We start from the raw sequence: 20356 nt of genomic DNA, 5'->3' as shown, positions 1-20356 counted from the left end.
GGCATGAATTCCCAAACCGACCTCGTCCCCGCGCCCGCGAGCGTTCCGGCCCCCGCCGGAGCAACGGAAGATCTCGCACAGCACGCGCAATTCGTCGACTGGATGCGCTCAGTCGCCCCTTACATCCATGCGTTCCGGAACAAGACGTTCGTCGTCGGGTTCGGTGGCGAGGTGGTGCATCAGGGGCTCCTGAATGCGCTCGTGTCCGATATCGCGCTGCTGCAAGCCATGGGCATCCAGATCGTGCTGGTGCACGGCTCGCGACCGCAGGTCGAAGAGCAGATGAGTCTGCACGGCGTGGAATCCGAGTTTTCGCACGGCATGCGCATTACCGACGCGCGCGCCCTGGAGTCGGCGAAAGAAGCAGCTGGCGAAGTGCGTCTGGATATCGAGGCGGCAATCAGCCAGGGCTTGCCAAACACGCCGATGGCGCACGCGCACATCAGCGTGGTGTCCGGCAACTTCGTGACGGCGCGCCCGGTCGGCATTCTGGACGGCGTCGACTTCGCCCACACCGGCGTGGTCCGCAAGATCGACGCGGATTCGATCCGCCATTCGCTCGCGAGCCGCAAGCTGGTGCTGCTCTCGCCGCTCGGCTTCTCGCCTACCGGCGAAGCCTTCAATCTGGCCATGGAAGACGTCGCCTCGGCGGCCGCGATCGCGCTGCGCGCCGACAAGATCGTGTTCCTGACCGAAACGCCGGGCCTGATGCAAGCCGGCGAAGAAGGCCCCCAACTGGTCCGCGAACTGTCGCTCGACGACGCCTACAAGCTGCACGAAAGCGGCGAGGTCACCGGCGACGCGGGCTTCTATCTGAAACATTCGATCCGCGCCTGCCGCGGCGGTGTGGCGCGGGCGCACATCATCCCCTACGCGCTCGACGGCAGCCTGCTGCTCGAACTGTTCCTGCACGACGGCGTGGGCACGATGATCTCGTACGAGAACCTCGAAAGCCTGCGCGAAGCCACGCCGGACGACGTCGGCGGCATTCTCTCGCTGATCGAGCCGCTCGAATCCGACGGCACGCTGGTGCGGCGCGGGCGCCACCAGATCGAACGCGACATCGACCATTTCTCGGTGATCGAGCACGATGGCGTGCTGTTCGGCTGCGCGGCGCTGTATCCCTACCCGCAGGAGCGCATCGGCGAAATGGCGTGCCTCACGGTCTCGCCGGAAGCGCAAGGCACCGGCGACGGCGAGCGCCTGTTGAAGCGCATCGAACAACGTGCCCGGGCGCGCGGCCTCACGCGCATTTTCGTGCTCACCACGCGCACCGAACACTGGTTTCTCAAACGCGGCTTCGTCAAGGTCACGGTCGACGACCTGCCCGAAGACCGCCGCCGGCTTTATAACTGGCAGCGCAAGTCGCTCGTGCTGATGAAACAGCTCTGAGCGTCCCCATATAAAGCGACTGCCCGCCTCACATCTGATTAACGGAGAAGCACAGCATGACTCGTATGGTTCAATGCGCGAAGCTCGGCAAGGAAGCCGAAGGCCTCGATTTCCCGCCGCTGCCGGGCGAACTCGGCAAGCGGATCTACGAAAGCATTTCGAAGGAAGCCTGGCAGGCGTGGTTGAAGCAGCAAACCATGCTGATCAACGAAAACCGCCTGAACATGGCCGATCCGCGCGCGCGCCAATATCTGATGAAGCAAACCGAGAAGTTCTTCTTCGGTGAAGGCGCCGATACAGCCCAAGGCTACGTGCCGCCGGCAGCTGAGTAAGCGCTTTCGGTTGCACGCCAGCCTTGGCGATCAGCCCGATGAAAAATCCGCGCCGCGTGCGCGGATTTTTTTCGTCCGGTTTTCGTTCCAACCGTGCCGCAAAAACTCTCCAGACGGTACATTTCCGGCCAGTTTTAAGCCACTTCTCCGTACCGCCGAATCGCGCCAAATCCCCCGCCCCGCAAGGGATTGCACGCCGTCCCGAAAACCCGCTCCGGTTCTCGGGTTTGCGCGATCCTCTGTCATCGTGCTATCATGTGCATCGTTCCAACAGCAATTCACCTTCATTCACGTTAACATCAGGCTTGGTTAGGTAGCATTCGCAAGCACTGCTCGCATGGTTTTCACCGCGGGTTCACAGCGAATTTCAGCCAGGCGGATTGAACAGTTTTTATACAAGAAGGCTCGTCGGTCGTTTCACCGTTTCATCTCGCATCGTGAGCGGCGATCCAGCACCGGCCTTTTTCGTTTCAAGCCTTCCAGCGGCGCATGGGCCAGCTTTCAGCCACCCCAGCGTCCTCATGCATCTGCCCCCCTTCCACGGCCACGCAGATGCAACAGTCAGCACAATTTAGACGAGTGATTTTTCGCGACCTGTCTTGCGAGGCACGGGCGTTGTGTTTTTCTTTGCGCCCCACTCTTTCGTCCTTGCAGGCGATGGAGAAGCCATCGCCTTAGCTCGCGAAACTGCACTTCCCCAGCACCCGTGGCGGAACATTCATGCGCGTTTTCGTGAGTTTCGTCGCAGTCATTGGAGTTTTCACCTTGACCGCTTCCAGCAACGGCTTCTGGCGACACCAAAAAGAAGAACTACGCCTCTCACTCGACGACATCACCGTCGTCGACAAATCTCTCCTCAAGCGAGCCGTCGGCGCAATGGCGCTCGGCAACGCGATGGAATGGTTCGACTTCGGCGTGTACAGCTACATCGCTGTCACGCTCGGCAAAGTGTTCTTCCCGTCGTCGAGCCCGTCCGCCCAGTTGATCGCCACCTTCGGCACGTTCGCCGCGGCGTTCCTTGTGCGGCCGGTCGGCGGCATGGTGTTTGGACCGCTGGGCGATCGTATCGGCCGTCAGCGCGTGCTGGCCATGACGATGATCATGATGGCGCTCGGCACCTTCGCAATCGGCCTGATTCCGAGTTACGCGACGATCGGCATTTTCGCGCCGGCGTTGCTGCTGGTCGCGCGTCTGGTGCAAGGCTTCTCGACGGGCGGTGAGTACGGCGGCGCGGCGACCTTCATCGCCGAATTCTCGACGGACAAGCGCCGCGGCTTCATGGGCAGCTTCCTCGAGTTCGGCACGCTGATCGGCTATGTGCTCGGCGCGGGTACGGTCGCGGTATTGACGGCGACGCTCTCGAATGACGCGCTGCTCTCGTGGGGCTGGCGTGTGCCGTTCCTGATCGCGGGCCCGTTGGGTCTGGTGGGTCTCTACATCCGGATGAAGCTCGAAGAAACGCCTGCGTTCAAGAAGCAGGCCGAGCAACGCGAAGCCGAAGACAAAGCGCTCCCGAAGCAATCGTTCCGCGAGTTGCTGATGCAGCAATGGAAGCCGCTTCTGCTGTGCGTCGGCCTCGTGCTGATCTTCAACGTCACCGATTACATGGCGCTCTCGTATCTGCCGAGCTATCTGTCGGCCACGCTGCACTTCAACGAAACGCATGGCCTGTTCCTCGTGCTGCTCGTGATGGTGCTGATGATGCCGATGACGCTCGCAGCCGGCCGCCTGTCCGATACGATCGGCCGCAAGCCCGTCATGCTGTTCGGCTGCGTGGGTCTGTTCGCGCTGTCGATTCCGGCGCTGCTGCTGATCCGCATGGGCACGGTGCTGCCGGTGTTCGGCGGCCTGATGATTCTCGGTGTGCTGCTGTCGTGTTTTACCGGCGTGATGCCGTCGGCACTGCCGGCCTTGTTCCCCACCAAGATCCGCTACGGTGCGCTCGCGATCGGCTTCAACATTTCGGTGTCGCTGTTCGGCGGGACGACGCCGCTCGTCACGGCGTGGCTGGTCGACAGCACCGGCAATCTGATGATGCCCGCGTACTACCTGATGGGCGCGTCGTTGATCGGCATCGTGTCGGTATTCGCGCTGCGCGAAACGGCCCGCAAGCCGTTGCTCGGCTCGGGTCCGTGTGTCGCAACGCGTGCGGAAGCGCATGCGGTGCTGCGCGACGAGCGTGAGGCGGCGGAGATGGATGAGGGTTATGCTGCCGCGGCTACGGCGCGAGCCTGATCGCCTGGGTTGCATGGTAGCTAGCCGCCGAGGTTGTACGCGTGTCGTCCGCAGTCGCGGTTGGCGGTTAGCGGTTAGCGGTTAGCGGTTAGCGGTTAGCGGCAGGCAACCACAGCAATTCACGTTAGCGCTTGCGAAAGCGGGCCGGCAAAAATTCGCCGGCCCGCTTTTTTATGTCACCAGAAAATCGACCGCCACACTTGCGTGCCCGCCTTCAATGATCAGCATGCCGGCGGAAATCGGCAACTTGAACCGCCTGGGTCCGGCGCTGCCTGGATTGACGAACAACATGCCGTCGCGCTCGCTGATCGCGGGCTTATGCGAGTGCCCGGTCACGACTACGTCGATGCCTTCACTGCGCGGATCGTCGCCCACGTCGGTGATGTCATGTACGACGAGGATCGTCACCTGCTGAACGGTGAGCTTGACGTGTGTCGGCAGCGCGGCGACCGGCTCTTCGATGTCGTTATTGCCGCGCACGGCGGTGACCGGCGCGATCCGCGCGAGGGCATCGAGCACCGCCTGATTGCAGATATCGCCCGCGTGGATGATCGCGTGGCAGCCCGAGAGATACTGCAGCGCTTCGGGACGCACGAGGTTGTGCGTGTCGGAGATCAGGCCGATTCGGGTGGCTGAGGAACGTTGGGTGCGCGAAGTCATAGCGCGAGTATCGTCCAAACGGCGTTGGTCTGCTGTTTGCGGCGGGCCGGCGAGCTCGCGCGCTCAAGATACCTGCGGTTGCACAACGAGTTCGAACGACCAATCCGTCTGCACTGGGTTAGTGAGTTCGCACGCTCAAAGCGCTTGGCCTGCTCGGCAAATTCAGATCCACACGTGCAGTCCGGAAGCAGACGTTCAGCAGGTGCGCGCGTTCACCCACTCGATTCTCAATCCACCGACAGTTTCAGAATTACACGTGCAGAGTCCGGAGGCAGGCAGGTGCGCGCGTTCACCCGCTCAATTCTCAATCCGCCGACTGTTGTTCTGCAAGCTCACGCGTCAAAGCCTGCACCGGCCGCTTCGCCGCGAGCATCCGCTTAGTCACGCCCTGCACGACCACCGACACCAGCGCCGCACATGCAAAGCTCGGCCACACACCGTAGTGCGGCAGCATCATCGCGGTCACGGCGAAGAACGCCGCAAACGAACCGCGCCCGATCACCATGCCTCGCATCAACAACGCGACAAAGTCCGCGCCATGCGCGCGCTGAGCCGACACCGCAAGCACGATGCCGAGCAAGGGAAACACCGACAGCAGCCCGCTCCACGTCGCACCCATCGACGCCGACAGCGTGGTCACCGCCACCGTCAGCAGTGCCCCGGCGAGCATGCGCAGCGCAAGATCGCCGAGCCCGAGGCGCGCCGCCGGCACATGCCCTGTGACGCGCGGCAAACCGCTTTGCGACACGGCCACCGCCACGCAGCCCACCGCCACGGCCCACGGCAATCCGCCGGGCAAGTGCGTGAGCAGCATCGCCACACCAACCCACCCGAGCATGCCGGCCATGAGCGAAAACGGCCATGCTGAACGCCGGCAGGTCCACGTATACGCAAAATTGAACGCCTCGGAGGCGGCGATCGCCGCGATCGATGCCGCCGAAGCCTGCGCCGCGAACGCCGGCCCACGCTCCAGCGCGAGCAGCAACACGATCGGCCCGGCGACCACCGGCAGCCCCGCCAGCCATCCCGCCACCGACGGTCCCCACACCCGCCCCGCCACGGTCAGCGCGGCGAGAAACGCGGGCACCAGCGCGAGCTTGAGCGCAAGCAGCATGCTTACGCTTCCAGCACGTGTTCGATGCGCCGGTCGGGCACCAGCCACCACGCCGCGGCGAGCGTATAGAGCGCAGCCGAGAGCCACGGCTGAACGAATGCCAGCGCAATGCCCGACAGATAGATGATGACCGAGACCTTGCCCTTGAAGTCGTTGCCCACGGCTTTGGCCAGTGTCGAGTCCTTGCCGTGTTCGCGGATCAGCATGCGGGTCAGAATGAAATAGGCCATCGCCGACATGAACAGCACGACGCCGTACATCGCGGTCGGCCACGAAGCCAGATGATTTTCACCGACCCAATGCGTCACCGCCGGCAGCAGCGAGAGCCAGAACAACAGATGGAGATTGGCCCACAACACCGCGCCATTGACCTTCTGGACGGCATGGAACATGTGGTGGTGATTGTTCCAGTAGATGCCGACGTAGATGAAACTCAGCACGTAGGCGCAAAACACCGGCGCCACCGGGCGCAACGCGGCAAGATCGTAGCCTTCCGGCACCTTCAATTCGAGCACCATGATCGTGATGATGATGGCGATCACGCCATCGCTGAAGGCTTCGACGCGTCCCTTGCCCATCGGTCGGTTTCCTGGTCGTGCAACGGCGGTTGTGAGGAGAATGCGGGTGTGCCGGGAAGCTGATCCTTACGCGCGAGCACCGCGCGCAGCATGTCGGCATGCTTATGCTGGCAAGCCCGAGGGCAATTATCGGCGATGACCGCGCGATTTGTCGATGCGGGCCGTGGTTCGTGAGCGCGAACCACGTGTCAATATCGGGCCGCCGCATGTATCGCCGCGCGAGAAGAACATGCGAACCCCGACGGCCCGCGTTCGCGACGCACGGAGACACCGCTACCAGGTGTATTTCACGCCCGCCATACCGGTCAGCCGCTGGTAATCGTTACCACCAAAGGCCCACGCCACGCTACCCCAGGTTTGCCACCGATGAGCGAAGCGGTATTGCACCCCTGCCTTGATTTCCCCAGTGCTTTTCGCAATCCCATCGAGCGGAACGTTCACACCGTCCATTGCTACCGCATTTTTGCGGTTGGTGTACCACCAGTTGGCCTCGAACGATGCCTGGATCGTCTTGCCGCTATCTCTCGCAAAATCCCGGTAGATGCGCGCGCCCAGGCGGGTTACGAGCCCACCAGAACTGTTGTCCGCGACGTCAGTGCCGTTGACTTCCGTATGAGTGCCCGCGCTGTAGTCGATGTAGATGAGTTGCCCCTGCGGCTCGATCACCCAGTCACTACCGAATGGCTTCAGCGCGTATCCCGCCTCCAGCGACCCGGTCCAGCTATGTGCGCTGTACTTTTCGCCCGGCAGCAGATCGCCCTCGACCTCGTTGTCGAAGTTGCCGTACTGGACCCAGCTGTCGACATAAGCGCCGAGCCGGTCCTTTTCGTTAGCGAACCATGTGGCGTAGGTGCCGACCGCGTAGCCATTCACGGTGCCGTGCGCATTGAAAGGGTTGCCGTCCGCGCTCGAGTTCGTGCGCATGTTGCCGTATGCGGTCATGACGCCCAGATGCAAGCGGTCGCCGCTCTGCAGCACGGACCATTGCGCTGCATCACCGCCTGCCTGCAGCACTTCTCCCTGCGTTCTCACAGCCAGCTGACCGCCAGCTGCGTCGCTACGCAAGCTCGTGCCGACGACGCGCGCCCATCCTGCAGCAAGCCGGGCGCTGCCGTCCGGCTTATCGAATTCGGCGAACTGGGGCTCACCTAAGCGGTCATGCAGCGTACTCAGAAACATGGTCTGCGCCGCGTACTTGTTGCCTAGATAAACACCCCCTTCAGGTCTCAGCAGTTTGGCCGGCGTTGGTGTTGGTGTTGGTGTTGGTGTTGGTGTTGGTGTTGGTGTTGGTGTTGGTGTTGGTGTTGGTGTTGGTGTTGGTGTTGGTGTTGGTGTTGGTGTTGGTGTTGGTGTTGGTGTTGGTGTTGGTGTTGGTGTTGGTGTTGGTGTTGGTGTTGGTGTTGGTGTTGGTGTTGGTGTTGGTGTCGGCGTCGGCGTGGGCTGCTCGGAACGAAGGTACCACTGCCCGTCGGTGGGATCGCTCACCCCGCCCTGGAACAGCCGGTATTCATAGGGGCCCGCGACCACGCGGCCATTGAGGGTAAATGCACCGCTCGCCGAGCGGCTCGGATCACTCACCTGGACGACCTGGATGCCGTCCTGGTCGGTCACCGCCCCCGCACCGCCTACGCGTTGAACGGTAATGCCGGTCGCACCGCCGGCGCCGACGGCCGTTGACTGGGCTGCCAGCGTATCGGTTTGAGAACTTGCGCCCCCTGCATTGAGCACGGTCTCGATCAATAGCCGTCCACCGTCGGATGTATACGTGCCGCCGGTCACCACCATGCGGTCGCCAGCAAAGCCATTGACCATGGTAATCGCGCCATGGTTATCGAGATTGCCGGCGACGGTAAAAACGGCATCCGGGCCATTGGCCAGGGCCGGCAACGCATTGCCCACGCCAATCAGCCCATTGTTGACGACCTGGCCCGTCACCGTACCGTAACCGCCGAGCGCACCCGCGGCAGCGATGTTGACCTGTCCGCCTCCTGCCAGTTCTGCCCCGGTGTGCGCGCTGTCTCCAATGACCAGCGTGCCGCCGACAACATTTGTGTTACCGCTATAAGTCTGCACGCCATTGAGAACCACCTTGCCACTACCGGCTTGCGTAACGGATCCTGTGCCGCTGATAACTCCGCTATAAACCAGGCTATCCGAACGATCGAATACCAGTGCGCCGTCATTGTTGACGTTGCCGGCAATACTGCCGCCGCTGCCACCATTGCCGAGCTGCAGCGTGCCGGCGCTGATCGTTGTGCCGCCGGTGTAGATGTTATTGCCGGTCAGGATCAAGGTGCCGGTACCCGCCTGTTCCAGCGAACCTGCGCCGCTCACGGCGCCGCCGTAGGTCAGCGTATCGCTGCGGTTGAAAGCAAGCGTGCTGTTATCGGTTACGTCACTGACGATGCTCCCGGCGGTGCCGCCGTTGCCAACCTGCAGCGTGCCGGCGCTGATCGTCGTGCCTCCGGTATAGGTATTGTCCGCGGCAAGAATGAGGGTGCCCGGCCCGTTCTGATTCACACTGCCAGTTCCGGAAATTACGCCCGGCAAGGTCACGGTATCGGAGCGATCGATGGCAAACGTGCCGTTATCGGCCACATTCCCCACGATACTGCCCGTTGTGCCGCCATTGCCGAGTTGCACTGTGCCGGCGCTGATCGTCGTGTCTCCCGTGTAGGTGCTGTTGCCCGTTAGCGTCAGAATCCCTGCGCCTTGTTTGACCAGGCTGCCGCCGGTCCCGGCAAGGCCTGTGGCAAGTGTCACGTTATTGCCACCGGTATCGAAAATCGCGCCGTTCTGACCCAGCGGATTCAGGCGTGCGGACACATCGGTTGTGTTGCCGCCAGCCCACTGAAGACCACCGCCATCCAGGGTGACATTGCCCGAACCGAGGTTGGACAAGGCCTGGAAGTTGACAAGCCCAGCGGTGACCGTGGTGCCCCCGCTGTAGGTATTGTTTGCTGTCAGCGCAAGCGTGCCGGATCCCGCTTTGACGAGCGTGCCGCCAGTCACCGCACCGTTTGCATTGCTTAGCGTGGAACTCACCGTGGCAAGCGCATTGGCGCCATCGACTTCGAAAGTATGCGTGCCGCTATCGGACAACAGGATCTGCGCCCCCGATACCGTCATGTTGCTTCCGTCGCCATAGTTTCCAATCATGCCGTCGTTCCAGTTGATCGTTCGGGTTGCAGTGCCCGCACCGGGCTGAATCGACCGGGCACGAAGCGTAGCGCCGCCGTTCAGGTTGACGATGCCGGTGGCCGAGCCGGTCGTGCCGGAAAAATCGCCGAGCGTCAAGCTTCCGGTTCGGACCGTACCGCCGCTAACAGTCAGCGTGCCTTGGGCGCCCCCATTGCCGCTGGTGCTGGTGCGCCGACCGAGAGTGATCGATGTGGCATCGAGCATGCCGCCGCCCATGGTCAGGCTGCCGACCGCTGACTGCGTGCCGTAACCCGCCGCACCGATCAGCACGGCGTCGACTTTCGCATCGAGTACCCCTTGAGCGAGATTTACCGTACCGGTCGATCCGGTGTAACCGCTGGAGGTACCCGTGGCGATATTCATGGCACTGACCGGGCTGCTGCCGTCAGTACCACGTAGCACGAGTGTGCCGTTGGTTATTCCGCTCTGGAAACTCAACGTGCCGTTGGTCTGGTTGCTGCCGATCGTGATCTGGTCTGCGTTGATGGTGTTGCTTTGGCCTAGCAGCACGGTCCCACTGTTGATCGCGGTCGAGGACACCGTACGGTCGAAATCGGCAACGCCGAACGAGGCCGCAGTGATGGTATTGCTCCCTCCAGCCAGCGTCATGTTGCCGGCGGTGGTGCCCGGACCCGCGACACCCGTAATCTGTCCGCCGACACTGAACGCTTGCGTGGGATTGTTGGACACAAAATGGCTGAGGCCTGACATATTCAAGGTCTGTTGCGTGCCGTTGGCCGTACCGCCCAGACGGAAGACACCTCCCGAATACACCAGGGTACCGCCCGCCCCGGTGAGCGTGCCGGTAACGTTATTGCTGACAAGCAAACCGGTAACGGCGGTGGTCGTATTACCGATGTCGACAGTCGAGTTTGTCGTAAATGAAATGGTTTGTGCCTGTGTTGGGCTGACTGCCGCACTGACACCGATTAACAGAATGCCGGCACTAATGGGTCTTAGGAGAGGTTTGTCGCGAGATTCAGCGACGCCGCCGGTGCCAATTAGTCTGTCGGCATGAGTCACGGTTTGGCCAGTTTTATGCCTATCTTTCGGCTTGGCGACTTTAAATGCCATTTGCATAGAATCAGGCGAGCATTCGTGTATGACACGGTGGATCCGATTCATTTATGCCCCTTCGATGATTGAAATTATTTTCAAAGGCCACACCGATCAGGTCAAAACAGGTTATTCGCTGAACGGCCTGTTAGCAAGAGGATACACGAGCCATCACGCAGTCGATACCCTGAAGGGAATACGGATCGGAACTGGCTGAAAGCCTGAATCATGAAATCCACGGCGACCAGCCAGTTAATTGGGAAAATGTGCTATCAGAAATCCGATGTGACACAGCAACGTGAACAGTGGAATCAACTCGAATTTTGTAATGCGTGGATGTGCTAAATTCCATAAAAAATGATGTTAAACATAAAATTAATAACGGAAATCAATCCACAGCTTGAATAGCAGATTTGCTGCCGGCTAATAGTGCTGCAGGCGCGCGCGAGTATCCCGTGTCCACGTGTCCGCGTTCCCCAGATACGCGCCGCCGGCCGCGTTACGCACACATCACCTTATCAGCGCACCCCGCTCACTTAACAACTGGCGAAGAATGCTGCGATGGCACCGGCTTTCGTCATCGCAGTAGCAGCCGATGGCAAAGTGCGTCGTTTTTGACAATGCGGCAAGCAGGTCCAACACCTTGGCGGTGTCGCTACCATTCATCTCCGCCCGGAATTTTTTCGCAAACGCGGCCCAATCAGCGTCGCTGGCGGCCATCTTTCCTTCTTTCATCAACTCCGCATCAGGCGACAGATTAGGCAGCCATACATCGTAATAGTCGCGCGTGCTGAATTCCGTCCTGGGTACTCCGCGCGGCGGTCGCCGAACGGTACCGATACGCAGCCCTTCGTCGGGCGTCCTCGGAGACCCCAGCTGGACGATGCTAATGCTCATGTTTTCCCCTTTTCAACCGAATCCATCGCCTCGTCGATCGAAGCAAGCGTACCTTCCGCCTGGCGCGCTCCGGCGATCAATCAGCGGCGAACGCCAGGATAGTAAACCGCTAGCCACACGCTCGGCTCCGTGCCGCTCGTCCATGCCACCCGATGCCGGCAATGCGCTTCGATCAGCACGTGGTCGCCCGGCTTCATCGGATGAGGCTGCGGATCGCCTTCGAATTCGAGCGTTGCCGCGCCGCTCAGCAGCACGACCCACTCGGCCCGCGGACTGTCGTACCAGAAGTCTGGCGGGCTCGCGTGCCCCCTCGAGACGATCCGCTCGATGCTCACGCTATGTTGCTCTACCAGAGAATCAAGTTGCTCGTCCGGGCTCTTCGGTGCACCGAAATCGAACAGGTTGCGGCTGTTGATCACGCGTTTCATGGCCTGTGCTCCTGGCGCTCGTTCTTGGCTCTCGTTCTTGGCTCTCGTTCTTTGTGCTCGTTCTTTGTACTCGTCGTTGCACTCGAAGCTGCGTTCGTTTTGCGCTCGTCCGCTGCGCCCGTCCGTCCCTCGCGCTTGCCCCTCGCGCCCCGCCGCTCACTTCATCGGCTTCAACCCATCGAGCAAGGTCGGCACCAGTTCGCTGATAGTCGGATGAATATGCATCGCGTACTGCAAGGTCGGATAAGGCGCCCCGGCCGTCATGATGTCGATAAACGTGTGGATGGCTTCATCGCCTTCGATGCCATGGATCGCCGCGCCAAGAATCTGCTTGCTGTTGGCGTCGACCAGCACCTTCATGAAGCCGTCGGTCTCGCCGCGTTCGCGGGCACGGCCCACCCGCGTCATCGGCATGGTGGCGATCAGCGCGTCGCGGCCGGTCTTGCGCACGTCGGCCTCCGAAAGCCCGACGCGCGCGAGCGGCGGATCGACGAACACGGCATACGCCATGATCCGCGAGTCGACGCTGCGCGAGCCGCCGTCGAGCAGATTGGCCGCGACGATGTGGAAGTCGTCGTAGGACGTGTGGGTGAAGGCGCCGCGTCCGTTGATGTCGCCGATCGCCCAGATGCCCGGCACGTTGGTGCGCAACTGGCCGTCGACGGGAATCGTGCCGTGCTTGTCCGTCGCGATGCCGGCGGCGTCGAGGCCGAGGTCGTCGGTATTCGGTTCACGGCCGGTGGCGAACAGCAGGTGCGACGCTTCGAGCGCGGGAATATTCTGCTCGAAGCCGATACACACCGCATGCTCGCGATGCGGATGCGGTTCGACCCGCGAAGGCTGCACGCCGAAAACAAACTCGATCCCTTCGCGCGCCAGCACCTTCTGCACGGACTTGGCGAAGTCGGCATCCTCGCGCGTGAGCACGCGCTCGCCGCGTACCAGCACCGTCACCCGGCTGCCGAAGCGGCGAAAAATCTGCGCGAATTCGAGCGCGATATAGCTGCCGCCGACAATCGCCAGATGGTCCGGCAGTTCCGTCAGTTCAAGCAGATTGGAGTTGGTGTAGTAGCGAATACGCTCGAGTCCTTCGAGCGGCGGCACGACTGCGCGCGTGCCGGTATTGATGAAGATTTCGTTGGCGCTGATGTCCTCGCGCACCGTACCGTCCGGCCCGCTGATGGACAACGTATGCGCACCGGTGAAGCGCGCGTGGCCATTGAAGACGGTCACGTTATCCGCGCCGCGCAGCCATTTCTCGACGCCGTCGCGCGATTCGCCGATGATCTCGTCCTTGCGCGCCTTGACCGCCGCCAGATTGACGGTGACCGAGCCGCTCACCTGCACTCCCAGGTCGGCCGCGTGGCGCGCCACGTGGGCCGCGCGGGCGCTGGCCACATAAGACTTGGTCGGTGTGCAGCCGACATTCACACAGGTCCCACCGAAGGCCGCGCGTTCGATCACCGCGGTTTTACGTCCGCTTTGACCGAGACGCACAGCGAGCGGCGCACCGCCCTGTCCCGTGCCGATCACGACGGCGTCGAAGTGCTGTGGCATGGCAAACCTCCCGAGGCTGGGGTGCTGGTCGTAGCATCTTACCCTCAGCGCCTCGGGTTGCCGTGATCGTCGTTTCTAAGAGCTTCAGTCGTTCAGGCGTGGCAGTGCGCCGCGCAGATCAATTCGCGCGAGCGTTGCAGTGCGGCCTGCGCGCCGCGCGCTGCGACGACCCAGCCGACCTGGCCGAGGTTGAAGTCCTGCGACACCATCACTTGCATGAGGGCGACCATCGGCAGGACCACTGATGGCCGATAAAGCTGGTTTTTGATCAAGGCTGGCATAACGGCTCCCGTCGCGCCGGGCCGCTTAGGCATGGCGCGGAATTTACATTCGATGGGAGAATTTTAGGGAGACTTGGGGCGCGGATAAATACCGGGAACGCGAAGGCACTTGTCTGCCGATCTGAACAATCGAGTCTGGGCGACTGCGGCAACAGAGTCCAATGCTGTATTAGCCCGTCCGGCAAAGTGGTTTTGCCGCGCCTGCGACCGTGGCCGGAAGCATCAGGACAGTCATGACGCCCCGGCCAGCCCCATCTGCGCGTCGCACAGACTGCGCGCATAAGCGCTCGCCCCAACCGGCCGGCTATAAAAATACCCCTGCTGCTTGTCGCAAGCGATCCCGCGCAAAAACGCCGCCTGCTCGGCAGTCTCCACACCTTCAGCAGTGACATTCATGCCGAGCGAATGGGCCATCGCCACCACCGCCTGGGTGATCGCGATCGAATCGCGATGATCCGGCAAGCCCGCGACGAAGGATCGATCGATTTTGAGGTTATGCAGCGGAAACCGCTTCAAATACGACAGCGACGAGTACCCCGTGCCGAAATCGTCGACGGAAATCCGCACGCCCATTGCGTTCAACGCGCTTAGCATTGGCAACACGGCGTCACTGTCGCTCATCAACAGCCGCTCGGTGATCTCCAGTTCCAGCGCCTCCGGCTCGAGCCCCGACTGCGCGAGACAGCGCTCGATCCGCTCCACCAGCCCGCCTTTGAACTGGCGCGGCGACAGATTCACCGCGACGATCAAATCCGGCGCCAGCGTGCGCCGCCATTGCGCGATCTGTTCGCAAGCCCGCGCCAGCACCCAGCCGCCGATTTCGCCGATCAGGCCGGCGTCTTCGGCCACCGGGATGAATTCCACCGGCGAGACGTTGCCCAGCTCGCTGTTGTACCAGCGCAGCAGCGCTTCGGCGCCGATCGTGCGGCCGCACTGGCTGTCGACGATCGGCTGATACACAAGGCTCAGTTCGTTGGCGGCGAGCGCGCGCCGCAAGGCCTGCTCGATCATGAAGCGGCGCTGCAGATGCTGATTCAGCTCGGCGGTGAAGAACTGAAAGTTGTTACGGCCGCATTGTTTCGCGTGGTACATCGCCGAGTCGGCGTTGCGCATCAGCGTGGGCACGTCCTGGCCGTCCTCCGGAAACAGGCTGATGCCGATCGATGCCCCCATGTAGTATTCGTTGTCCGCCACCGCGAACGGCACCGCGATCATCTCGAGAATGCGCTGGGCGAGCGCGATCAGATGAGCCGTGCTTTCGTACGCGCTGGCCACGATCACGAACTCATCGCCGCCCACGCGCGCGAGCGTGTCGCTCGATGCGACACACGCCGAGAGCCGCTCCGCGACGCTGCACAGAAGCGCATCGCCGGCCTCGTGACCGGCGGTGTCGTTGACCTTCTTGAAACCGTCCAGATCGACGAACAGCACGGCGACCCGCGCCAGCTCACCCATCCCCGTCACGCCGCCCGGTGCGAACAGATCGCGCATTCGCTCGGCCAGATAGGCGCGGTTGTAGAGGCCGGTGAGCGGATCGCGGGTAGCCAGAAACCTGAGTTGCCTTTGTGCCTCGCGCACCGGCCCGATGTCGGTGAACGAGATCAGCACCGAGCTGGGTTCGCTGTCGCCCGGCTTGACGATCGGCACGACATTCTCGGTAATCCAGACGATATCGCCGTCAGTCAGCTCCAGGCCGATCGTGGTGCCGAGCACGGGTTTGCCGGTCGCCAGCACCCGGGTGGTCGGGCGCTCGGCCTCGGTTAAGGGCGAACCGTCTTCGTGGTACACCCGCACCATCACCGTGAGAATGTCGCGGCCGATCAGGTCGACGTTCGCCCGCAAAATACGTTGCGCACTTGGATTGCAGGCCAGCACCACGCCGTCGCGCGATTGCACGACGATGCCCTCGTTGAGATGATCGACGACCAGCCGGTGATGCTCCTCGCTGCGCGCGAGGCGTTGCGCCATGGCGTCCTGATGAACGGCGAGACCGACACTGCGGCTGATGTCGTGGAGCATCGCCTCTTCTTCGAGGGTCGGCCGGCGCGACGTGCGGTAATAGACCGCGAACGCGCCCAGCACCGTGCCGGCATCGTTTTCAAACGGCACCGACCAGCACGCGCGCAAGCCGAGCGGCAAGGCGAGGTGCCGGAAATCGGCCCACAGCGGATCGGTTTCGATATCTTCGACCGCGACCATGCGCCGTTCGTACATGGCGGTGCCGCAGGACCCGGCCCGTGGACCGATCGCGACGCCGTCGATCGCGGCACTGAAATGCGCCGGCAGCGAAGGCGCGCCGCCCACGCGCGCGCGAACGCCGTCCGCATCCAGTAACAGGATCGAACAGGTTGCCCCTTTGCCGAGCAGCGCTTCCGCGCGACGGCATACTTCATTCAGCAATTCCGGCAGCGGCGTGTTGCGGGTAATCAGCCGCAACACCGTACGCTCCGACGCCAACACCCCCTCGGCCAGATTCGACCCATAGTGGGTGCCCTCAGGCGTTGCTCCCATCGTGCTATCTGATGTCGCTTCGCGTGTCATTTGTGCGCCCCCTAACCCGACATCGGCAAGGTAGTGTACGCGGCGTACCGGGGTTTACGCGAGGGTGGCGCACTTTAATCGCGATACATGGCGCGAACCGCATAAACCGGCCGGTCAGCCGGTCAACCAATGCGGCGACAGCACCATCAACACGGCGAATCCGAGGATCACGGCCGGCGCCAGCGCGAGGCCCGCCAAGTGAGCGATTAGCGCCGCGCGGGCATCGGGCGGCGGCGTGGACGGATGACAACGGACCATCGGCCCAACGTTGCCGACCTCAAAGTAGTGGTATTGCATACGCGGCTGAGCGACCCGCGCTCCCAGGAGACCTTGCGGGCGGTTAGTTCGGCGTTTCTGAATGCGGCGTATTGACTGGACGCGCCGGCTCACTCTGTCGTCGGTATCAGGACGGCGATGCGCTGAGGTACACCTCAAAAGGCCCCAAGACATGCCACGGCGCAGTTCGGCTTCCCGAAAACCGTTGCGCGGCTAAAGCGAATGGGTGACGCATCGGACGGGTTCCGCTTACGTGTCGCATCGATACGGAACACGAATCGGGCTAAAGCGGGTCGAGGATCACTTGTCCCCGCCGCCTGTGCCCGTTGTTCGATCAGCCGTGCTGATCCGGTGGCCGGCCACCGCCGCCACCGCCGTTTCCTCCACCTGAGGGTCTGCCGCCACCACCTTGCGGGTGACCACCGCCGTTGCCTTCCGGCGGACGGCCACCTGCATTGCCGCCCGGCGGATGACCGCCTCCGTTCCCCGGTGGGCGTCCACCCGCATTCCCCGGTGGCGGACCGCCCGGCGGCCGTCCACCCGCATTCCCCGGTGGCGGACCGCCCGGCGGCCGTCCGCCCGCATTCCCCGGTGGCGGACCGCCCGGCGGCCGTCCGCCTGCATTCCCCGGCGGCGGACCACCCGGCGGCCGTCCGCCAACATTCCCCGGCGGTCGCCCGCCCGGCGGCCGTCCTGCACCCGGTCTCAGCGGCGGAGGCGGCGGATGATGCGCCCAGCGGGATTGCTGGCCATACCACGGCCGGCCTCGATAATAATTGCCCCAATAAGTACCGATCGAGAACGTCACGATCGGCAGTCCGATCACGGTGCCGTAACTCATCACCGGCACGTTGCTGCCCTGATAGGGATAGCTGAGCCGCCCGGCATAAACCCAACCGCGCAGGTTCGGCGCGGCGACGTCACACCATTGGTAGTTGCTGACGCAACCCATCACCGTAACCGGGACGCCGCCCGGCAACTGCGTCACGATCGGGTAATCCGAAGCGGGCCCGGCGCGCACGTTGACCGTGCTACTCGTATAAGCCTGCGACTGCGCAAACGCCACTGCGGGCAACGCCAGCAAACCAGCCGCCGCGCACCCCCATCGAACGAGGTGTTGTTTCATTTTTCTCCCGTTTTTAGTCCCGCATTTGTGTGCGCGCCGCTATGGCCCGCACGCGTGCCTGTCTGCTCGCATGTGTGAATGCGTCGGGCGTGTGATCGCCCCTGCTGACGTAGCGGCCAAAGCATGCCTGCTATTCTCGCCTGCAATGCTCATGCCTGAAAGCGTCCGGTAAACGCGAATCCGGGGATCATTGTGAATGACCGGTTGCCCTACTGGGATCAAGGGAAGCATGGTCAGTGAAAATATCCCGCACGGCGGCGACCGGTTCTGCTGACCAGCTATGCTCGCACCCGTGGAGGCTGGCTCGCCACAGTGAGATTTTGCGTCGTTGTGTTTGCCCGCGGCGTCCAATTTTAATTTTCATTCCGGCCCGCCGCAGGCAAACAGACCTCAGCAACGCCGAGGAACAAACACGCTATCTGCCGCTCCAGAACCGCCGCTGAACCTCCATCACCTCGGTCTCCACCTCGGCCACTGGACCGATCACCTCGACGGGCTTCTGGCAATGATCGAACACATACCGGCAGTCCACGCTCATGGTCGGATTCTCGGCATGATCGCCGGTCGCCTCCAGCAAGCGCTTCTCGGTCATGCCAAACACCACGCGGCCGATATTGGCCCAATACATCGTCCCGGCACACATGCAGCAAGGCTCGACCGAGGTGTACAAGGTACAACTCCATAAGTACTCCGGCGTGAAATTCAACGCCGCCACGCGAGCCAGCACCGACTCGGCGTGATTCACCGTGTCCACATTGCCCTGCTCCATCAGGACGGTCTCCTGATCCGGGCCGACCAGCACCGCGCCGAACGGGTGGTGGCCCAGCAGCGTCGCCCGCTCGGCCACCCGGCTCGAATGCCGCAGATGCCGCATGATCTGCTCGTGCGTCGGCGTTAAACCCTGCGGCGGATAAGTCGCCGCCGCGCCAGCGGCTGCGGCATCGGTCGAGACGGTAAGACTCACGGGCGATCTCCTTTGGTAATAGTTAGGCAAACCAATCAATTCATTACTTCGGGAGCGACCCATCCACGCCTTGCACGAACCAGTTCAAACGCAGCAGTTCCACATCGCTCAAGGATTTGCCCGCGGCGACCTTCACCACGCCGGACTGATCCGCGATCGGGCCGGCAAACGGATTGAACTTGCCAGCGATGATATCGTCACGCTTCTGGTTCAGCGCCTTTTGCGCCGCCGGCGACACCGCGTCCGTATTGATGTCGGCCAGATCGATCGCTTTCTCTTTCAGCCCCCACCACACCGGCGAATTGTTCCATGTACCCGCCATCACCTGCTGCACCAGATGCGTGTAGTACACGCCCCAGTTGCTCACGCAGGCGCCCAGCTGCGCGTTCGGCCCGAACTTCTTCATGTCGGAGTCCCAGCCGAATGCATGCACTTTCTTCTGTTCGGCCGTCTGCATCGTCGCCGTCGAATCGGTGTTCTGGATCAACACGTCGGCGCCCTGGCCGATCAGCGTCTCGGCGGCCTGCTTTTCGCGGCCCGGATCGAACCAGCTGTTGATCCACACGACCTTCACACGCGCCTTCGGGTTGACCGAGCGCGCCCCCATCGTGAACGCGTTGATGTTGCGCACCACCTCCGGCACCGGCACCGAGCCGACAAAGCCAAGCGTGTTGGACTTCGTCGTATAGCCGGCGACCAGGCCGGCCAGGTAGGCGCTCTGATAGGTCCGCACGTCATAGGTGGCGAAGTTGGCCGCCTTCTTGTAGCCGGTCGCATGTTCGAACACGGCGTCCGGAAAGTCCTTGGCGACCTTCAGCTCGAAATCCTGGAAGCCGAAGCTCGAGCCCACCACGATCTTGTTGCCCTTGGACGCCAGGTCGCGAAACACGCGCTCCGAATCCGCCGACTCCGGCACGTTCTCGACGCGCGTCACTTTGATCTTGTCGCCGAATTTCGCCTCGACCTCTTTCACGCCCTGCTCATGCGCATAGGTCCAGCCGGCGTCGCCCGGATTACCGAGGTAGACGAAGGCGATGCCGAGCGGTTGCGCGCTCGCCGCTGCGGCCGCCGCGGCGTTGAACGCGAGCGATGTGCAAAGTGCTGCGCCGAACGCCGCGGCGAGAACCGTCCGCACAGATTTGATCCGCAATGAGTGATGCAGTGCGCGCGCCAGCTTTGTTTTCATGAATTCTCCGACGATGGTTTCCAGGTGCCTGCCACAGCGCCCGGGACACGCCCGGGCAAGGCTTCAGCATAGGGGGCCATATTCGAAGGCCAATTTCAGCGGAAAAATTATTATTCGTTATCCCGCTCATATCGGAATCTTTATCTTTGCGCGCCGAAAATATGCTCGGCATCGCCGAGCGGATACACCGGCAAAGCCCGCGCGCCCAATTCCGTTGCCACTCAATGGACCTGTGGCGGCGGGTCCGACTGCTCATGCTCCGGCGGCCCACCCTCATCGAACAGCTCAGCGCACAAGCCCTGGCCGAGCTCGCTCAGGCGCGCCGTTCCCGTGCCTTCCTCGGTGAAGGTGGTGTCCACCAGACCACCGTCGACCAGCGCCGTTAACTGTCGCCGCAAGCCGCTCATCGGCACGTCAGCCTGCTTGGAAAGCTTGGCGAGCGACCACGCGCCGCCAGGCGTTTCCTGATACGCACGCCACAGTTGCGCCAGCACGGCCACCAGCACCGGATCGAGTTCGTCTTCTTCCATAG

General features: G+C 62.5%; 17 protein-coding genes. 3 read left to right on the top strand and 14 right to left on the bottom strand.

What is annotated here, in order from left to right:
- The first annotated feature begins 3 nt into the window (after window positions 1-3).
- From argA to proP, 3 genes are all read left to right on the top strand, one after another.
- Window positions 4-1392, top strand: a complete 1389-nt coding sequence (gene argA, locus P0D84_RS06930; RefSeq protein WP_408334005.1) for an amino-acid N-acetyltransferase — start codon at window positions 4-6, stop codon at window positions 1390-1392.
- A 56-nt stretch (window positions 1393-1448) separates the two neighbouring features.
- The gene (locus P0D84_RS06925; RefSeq protein ID WP_082855080.1) at window positions 1449-1724 is read left to right on the top strand and encodes an oxidative damage protection protein; all 276 of its coding nucleotides are present in this window, start codon (window positions 1449-1451) and stop codon (window positions 1722-1724) included.
- Window positions 1725-2489: 765 nt separating this feature from the next.
- On the top strand, window positions 2490-3959 hold the full coding sequence (proP, locus tag P0D84_RS06920) for a glycine betaine/L-proline transporter ProP (RefSeq protein WP_408334002.1): 1470 nt from the start codon (window positions 2490-2492) through the stop codon (window positions 3957-3959).
- Between the two features lie 171 nt (window positions 3960-4130).
- Here proP and P0D84_RS06915 read toward each other — a convergent pair whose 3' ends face one another.
- The 14 genes from P0D84_RS06915 to P0D84_RS06850 form a co-directional block, all read right to left on the bottom strand.
- Window positions 4131-4619: a metallophosphoesterase family protein gene (locus P0D84_RS06915; protein WP_408333999.1), complete on the bottom strand. Its 489-nt coding sequence runs from the start codon at window positions 4617-4619 to the stop codon at window positions 4131-4133.
- Window positions 4620-4923: 304 nt separating this feature from the next.
- A complete protein-coding gene (locus P0D84_RS06910; RefSeq protein ID WP_408333996.1) occupies window positions 4924-5733 on the bottom strand; it encodes a hypothetical protein in 810 nt (269 codons plus the stop codon).
- Between the two features lie 2 nt (window positions 5734-5735).
- On the bottom strand, window positions 5736-6311 hold the full coding sequence (locus tag P0D84_RS06905; RefSeq protein ID WP_408333993.1) for a TMEM175 family protein: 576 nt from the start codon (window positions 6309-6311) through the stop codon (window positions 5736-5738).
- A 273-nt stretch (window positions 6312-6584) separates the two neighbouring features.
- Window positions 6585-10340 carry an autotransporter outer membrane beta-barrel domain-containing protein gene (locus P0D84_RS06900; RefSeq protein ID WP_408333990.1) on the bottom strand — a complete coding sequence of 1252 codons (3756 nt, stop codon included), beginning with the start codon at window positions 10338-10340 and terminating at the stop codon, window positions 6585-6587.
- A 738-nt stretch (window positions 10341-11078) separates the two neighbouring features.
- Window positions 11079-11465: a DUF488 domain-containing protein gene (locus P0D84_RS06895; RefSeq protein ID WP_408333987.1), complete on the bottom strand. Its 387-nt coding sequence runs from the start codon at window positions 11463-11465 to the stop codon at window positions 11079-11081.
- Between the two features lie 80 nt (window positions 11466-11545).
- A complete protein-coding gene (locus tag P0D84_RS06890; protein ID WP_408333984.1) occupies window positions 11546-11893 on the bottom strand; it encodes a cupin domain-containing protein in 348 nt (115 codons plus the stop codon).
- A 156-nt stretch (window positions 11894-12049) separates the two neighbouring features.
- Window positions 12050-13450 carry an FAD-containing oxidoreductase gene (locus tag P0D84_RS06885; protein WP_408333981.1) on the bottom strand — a complete coding sequence of 467 codons (1401 nt, stop codon included), beginning with the start codon at window positions 13448-13450 and terminating at the stop codon, window positions 12050-12052.
- A gap of 92 nt (window positions 13451-13542) precedes the next feature.
- On the bottom strand, window positions 13543-13731 hold the full coding sequence (locus P0D84_RS06880) for a hypothetical protein (RefSeq protein ID WP_408333978.1): 189 nt from the start codon (window positions 13729-13731) through the stop codon (window positions 13543-13545).
- Between the two features lie 231 nt (window positions 13732-13962).
- Window positions 13963-16272, bottom strand: coding sequence for a putative bifunctional diguanylate cyclase/phosphodiesterase (locus tag P0D84_RS06875; protein ID WP_408333975.1), 2310 nt, complete (start codon window positions 16270-16272; stop codon window positions 13963-13965).
- 114 nt (window positions 16273-16386) lie between these two features.
- On the bottom strand, window positions 16387-16569 hold the full coding sequence (locus tag P0D84_RS06870) for a hypothetical protein (RefSeq protein WP_408333972.1): 183 nt from the start codon (window positions 16567-16569) through the stop codon (window positions 16387-16389).
- A 313-nt stretch (window positions 16570-16882) separates the two neighbouring features.
- Window positions 16883-17674: an SH3 domain-containing protein gene (locus P0D84_RS06865; RefSeq protein WP_408333969.1), complete on the bottom strand. Its 792-nt coding sequence runs from the start codon at window positions 17672-17674 to the stop codon at window positions 16883-16885.
- 415 nt (window positions 17675-18089) lie between these two features.
- Window positions 18090-18638, bottom strand: coding sequence for a nucleoside deaminase (locus tag P0D84_RS06860; RefSeq protein ID WP_408333966.1), 549 nt, complete (start codon window positions 18636-18638; stop codon window positions 18090-18092).
- Window positions 18639-18681: 43 nt separating this feature from the next.
- Window positions 18682-19824, bottom strand: a complete 1143-nt coding sequence (locus P0D84_RS06855; protein ID WP_408333963.1) for a BMP family ABC transporter substrate-binding protein — start codon at window positions 19822-19824, stop codon at window positions 18682-18684.
- A 221-nt stretch (window positions 19825-20045) separates the two neighbouring features.
- Complete coding sequence (locus P0D84_RS06850; protein WP_408333960.1) at window positions 20046-20354, bottom strand: helix-turn-helix domain-containing protein; 309 nt, start codon at window positions 20352-20354, stop codon at window positions 20046-20048.
- Window positions 20355-20356: the final 2 nt, after the last annotated feature.

Origin of the sequence: Paraburkholderia sp. RL17-337-BIB-A (assembly GCF_046025895.1) — a bacterium.
GTDB lineage: Bacteria > Pseudomonadota > Gammaproteobacteria > Burkholderiales > Burkholderiaceae > Paraburkholderia > Paraburkholderia fungorum_C.
This window is presented reverse-complemented; position numbering and strand designations above follow the sequence as displayed.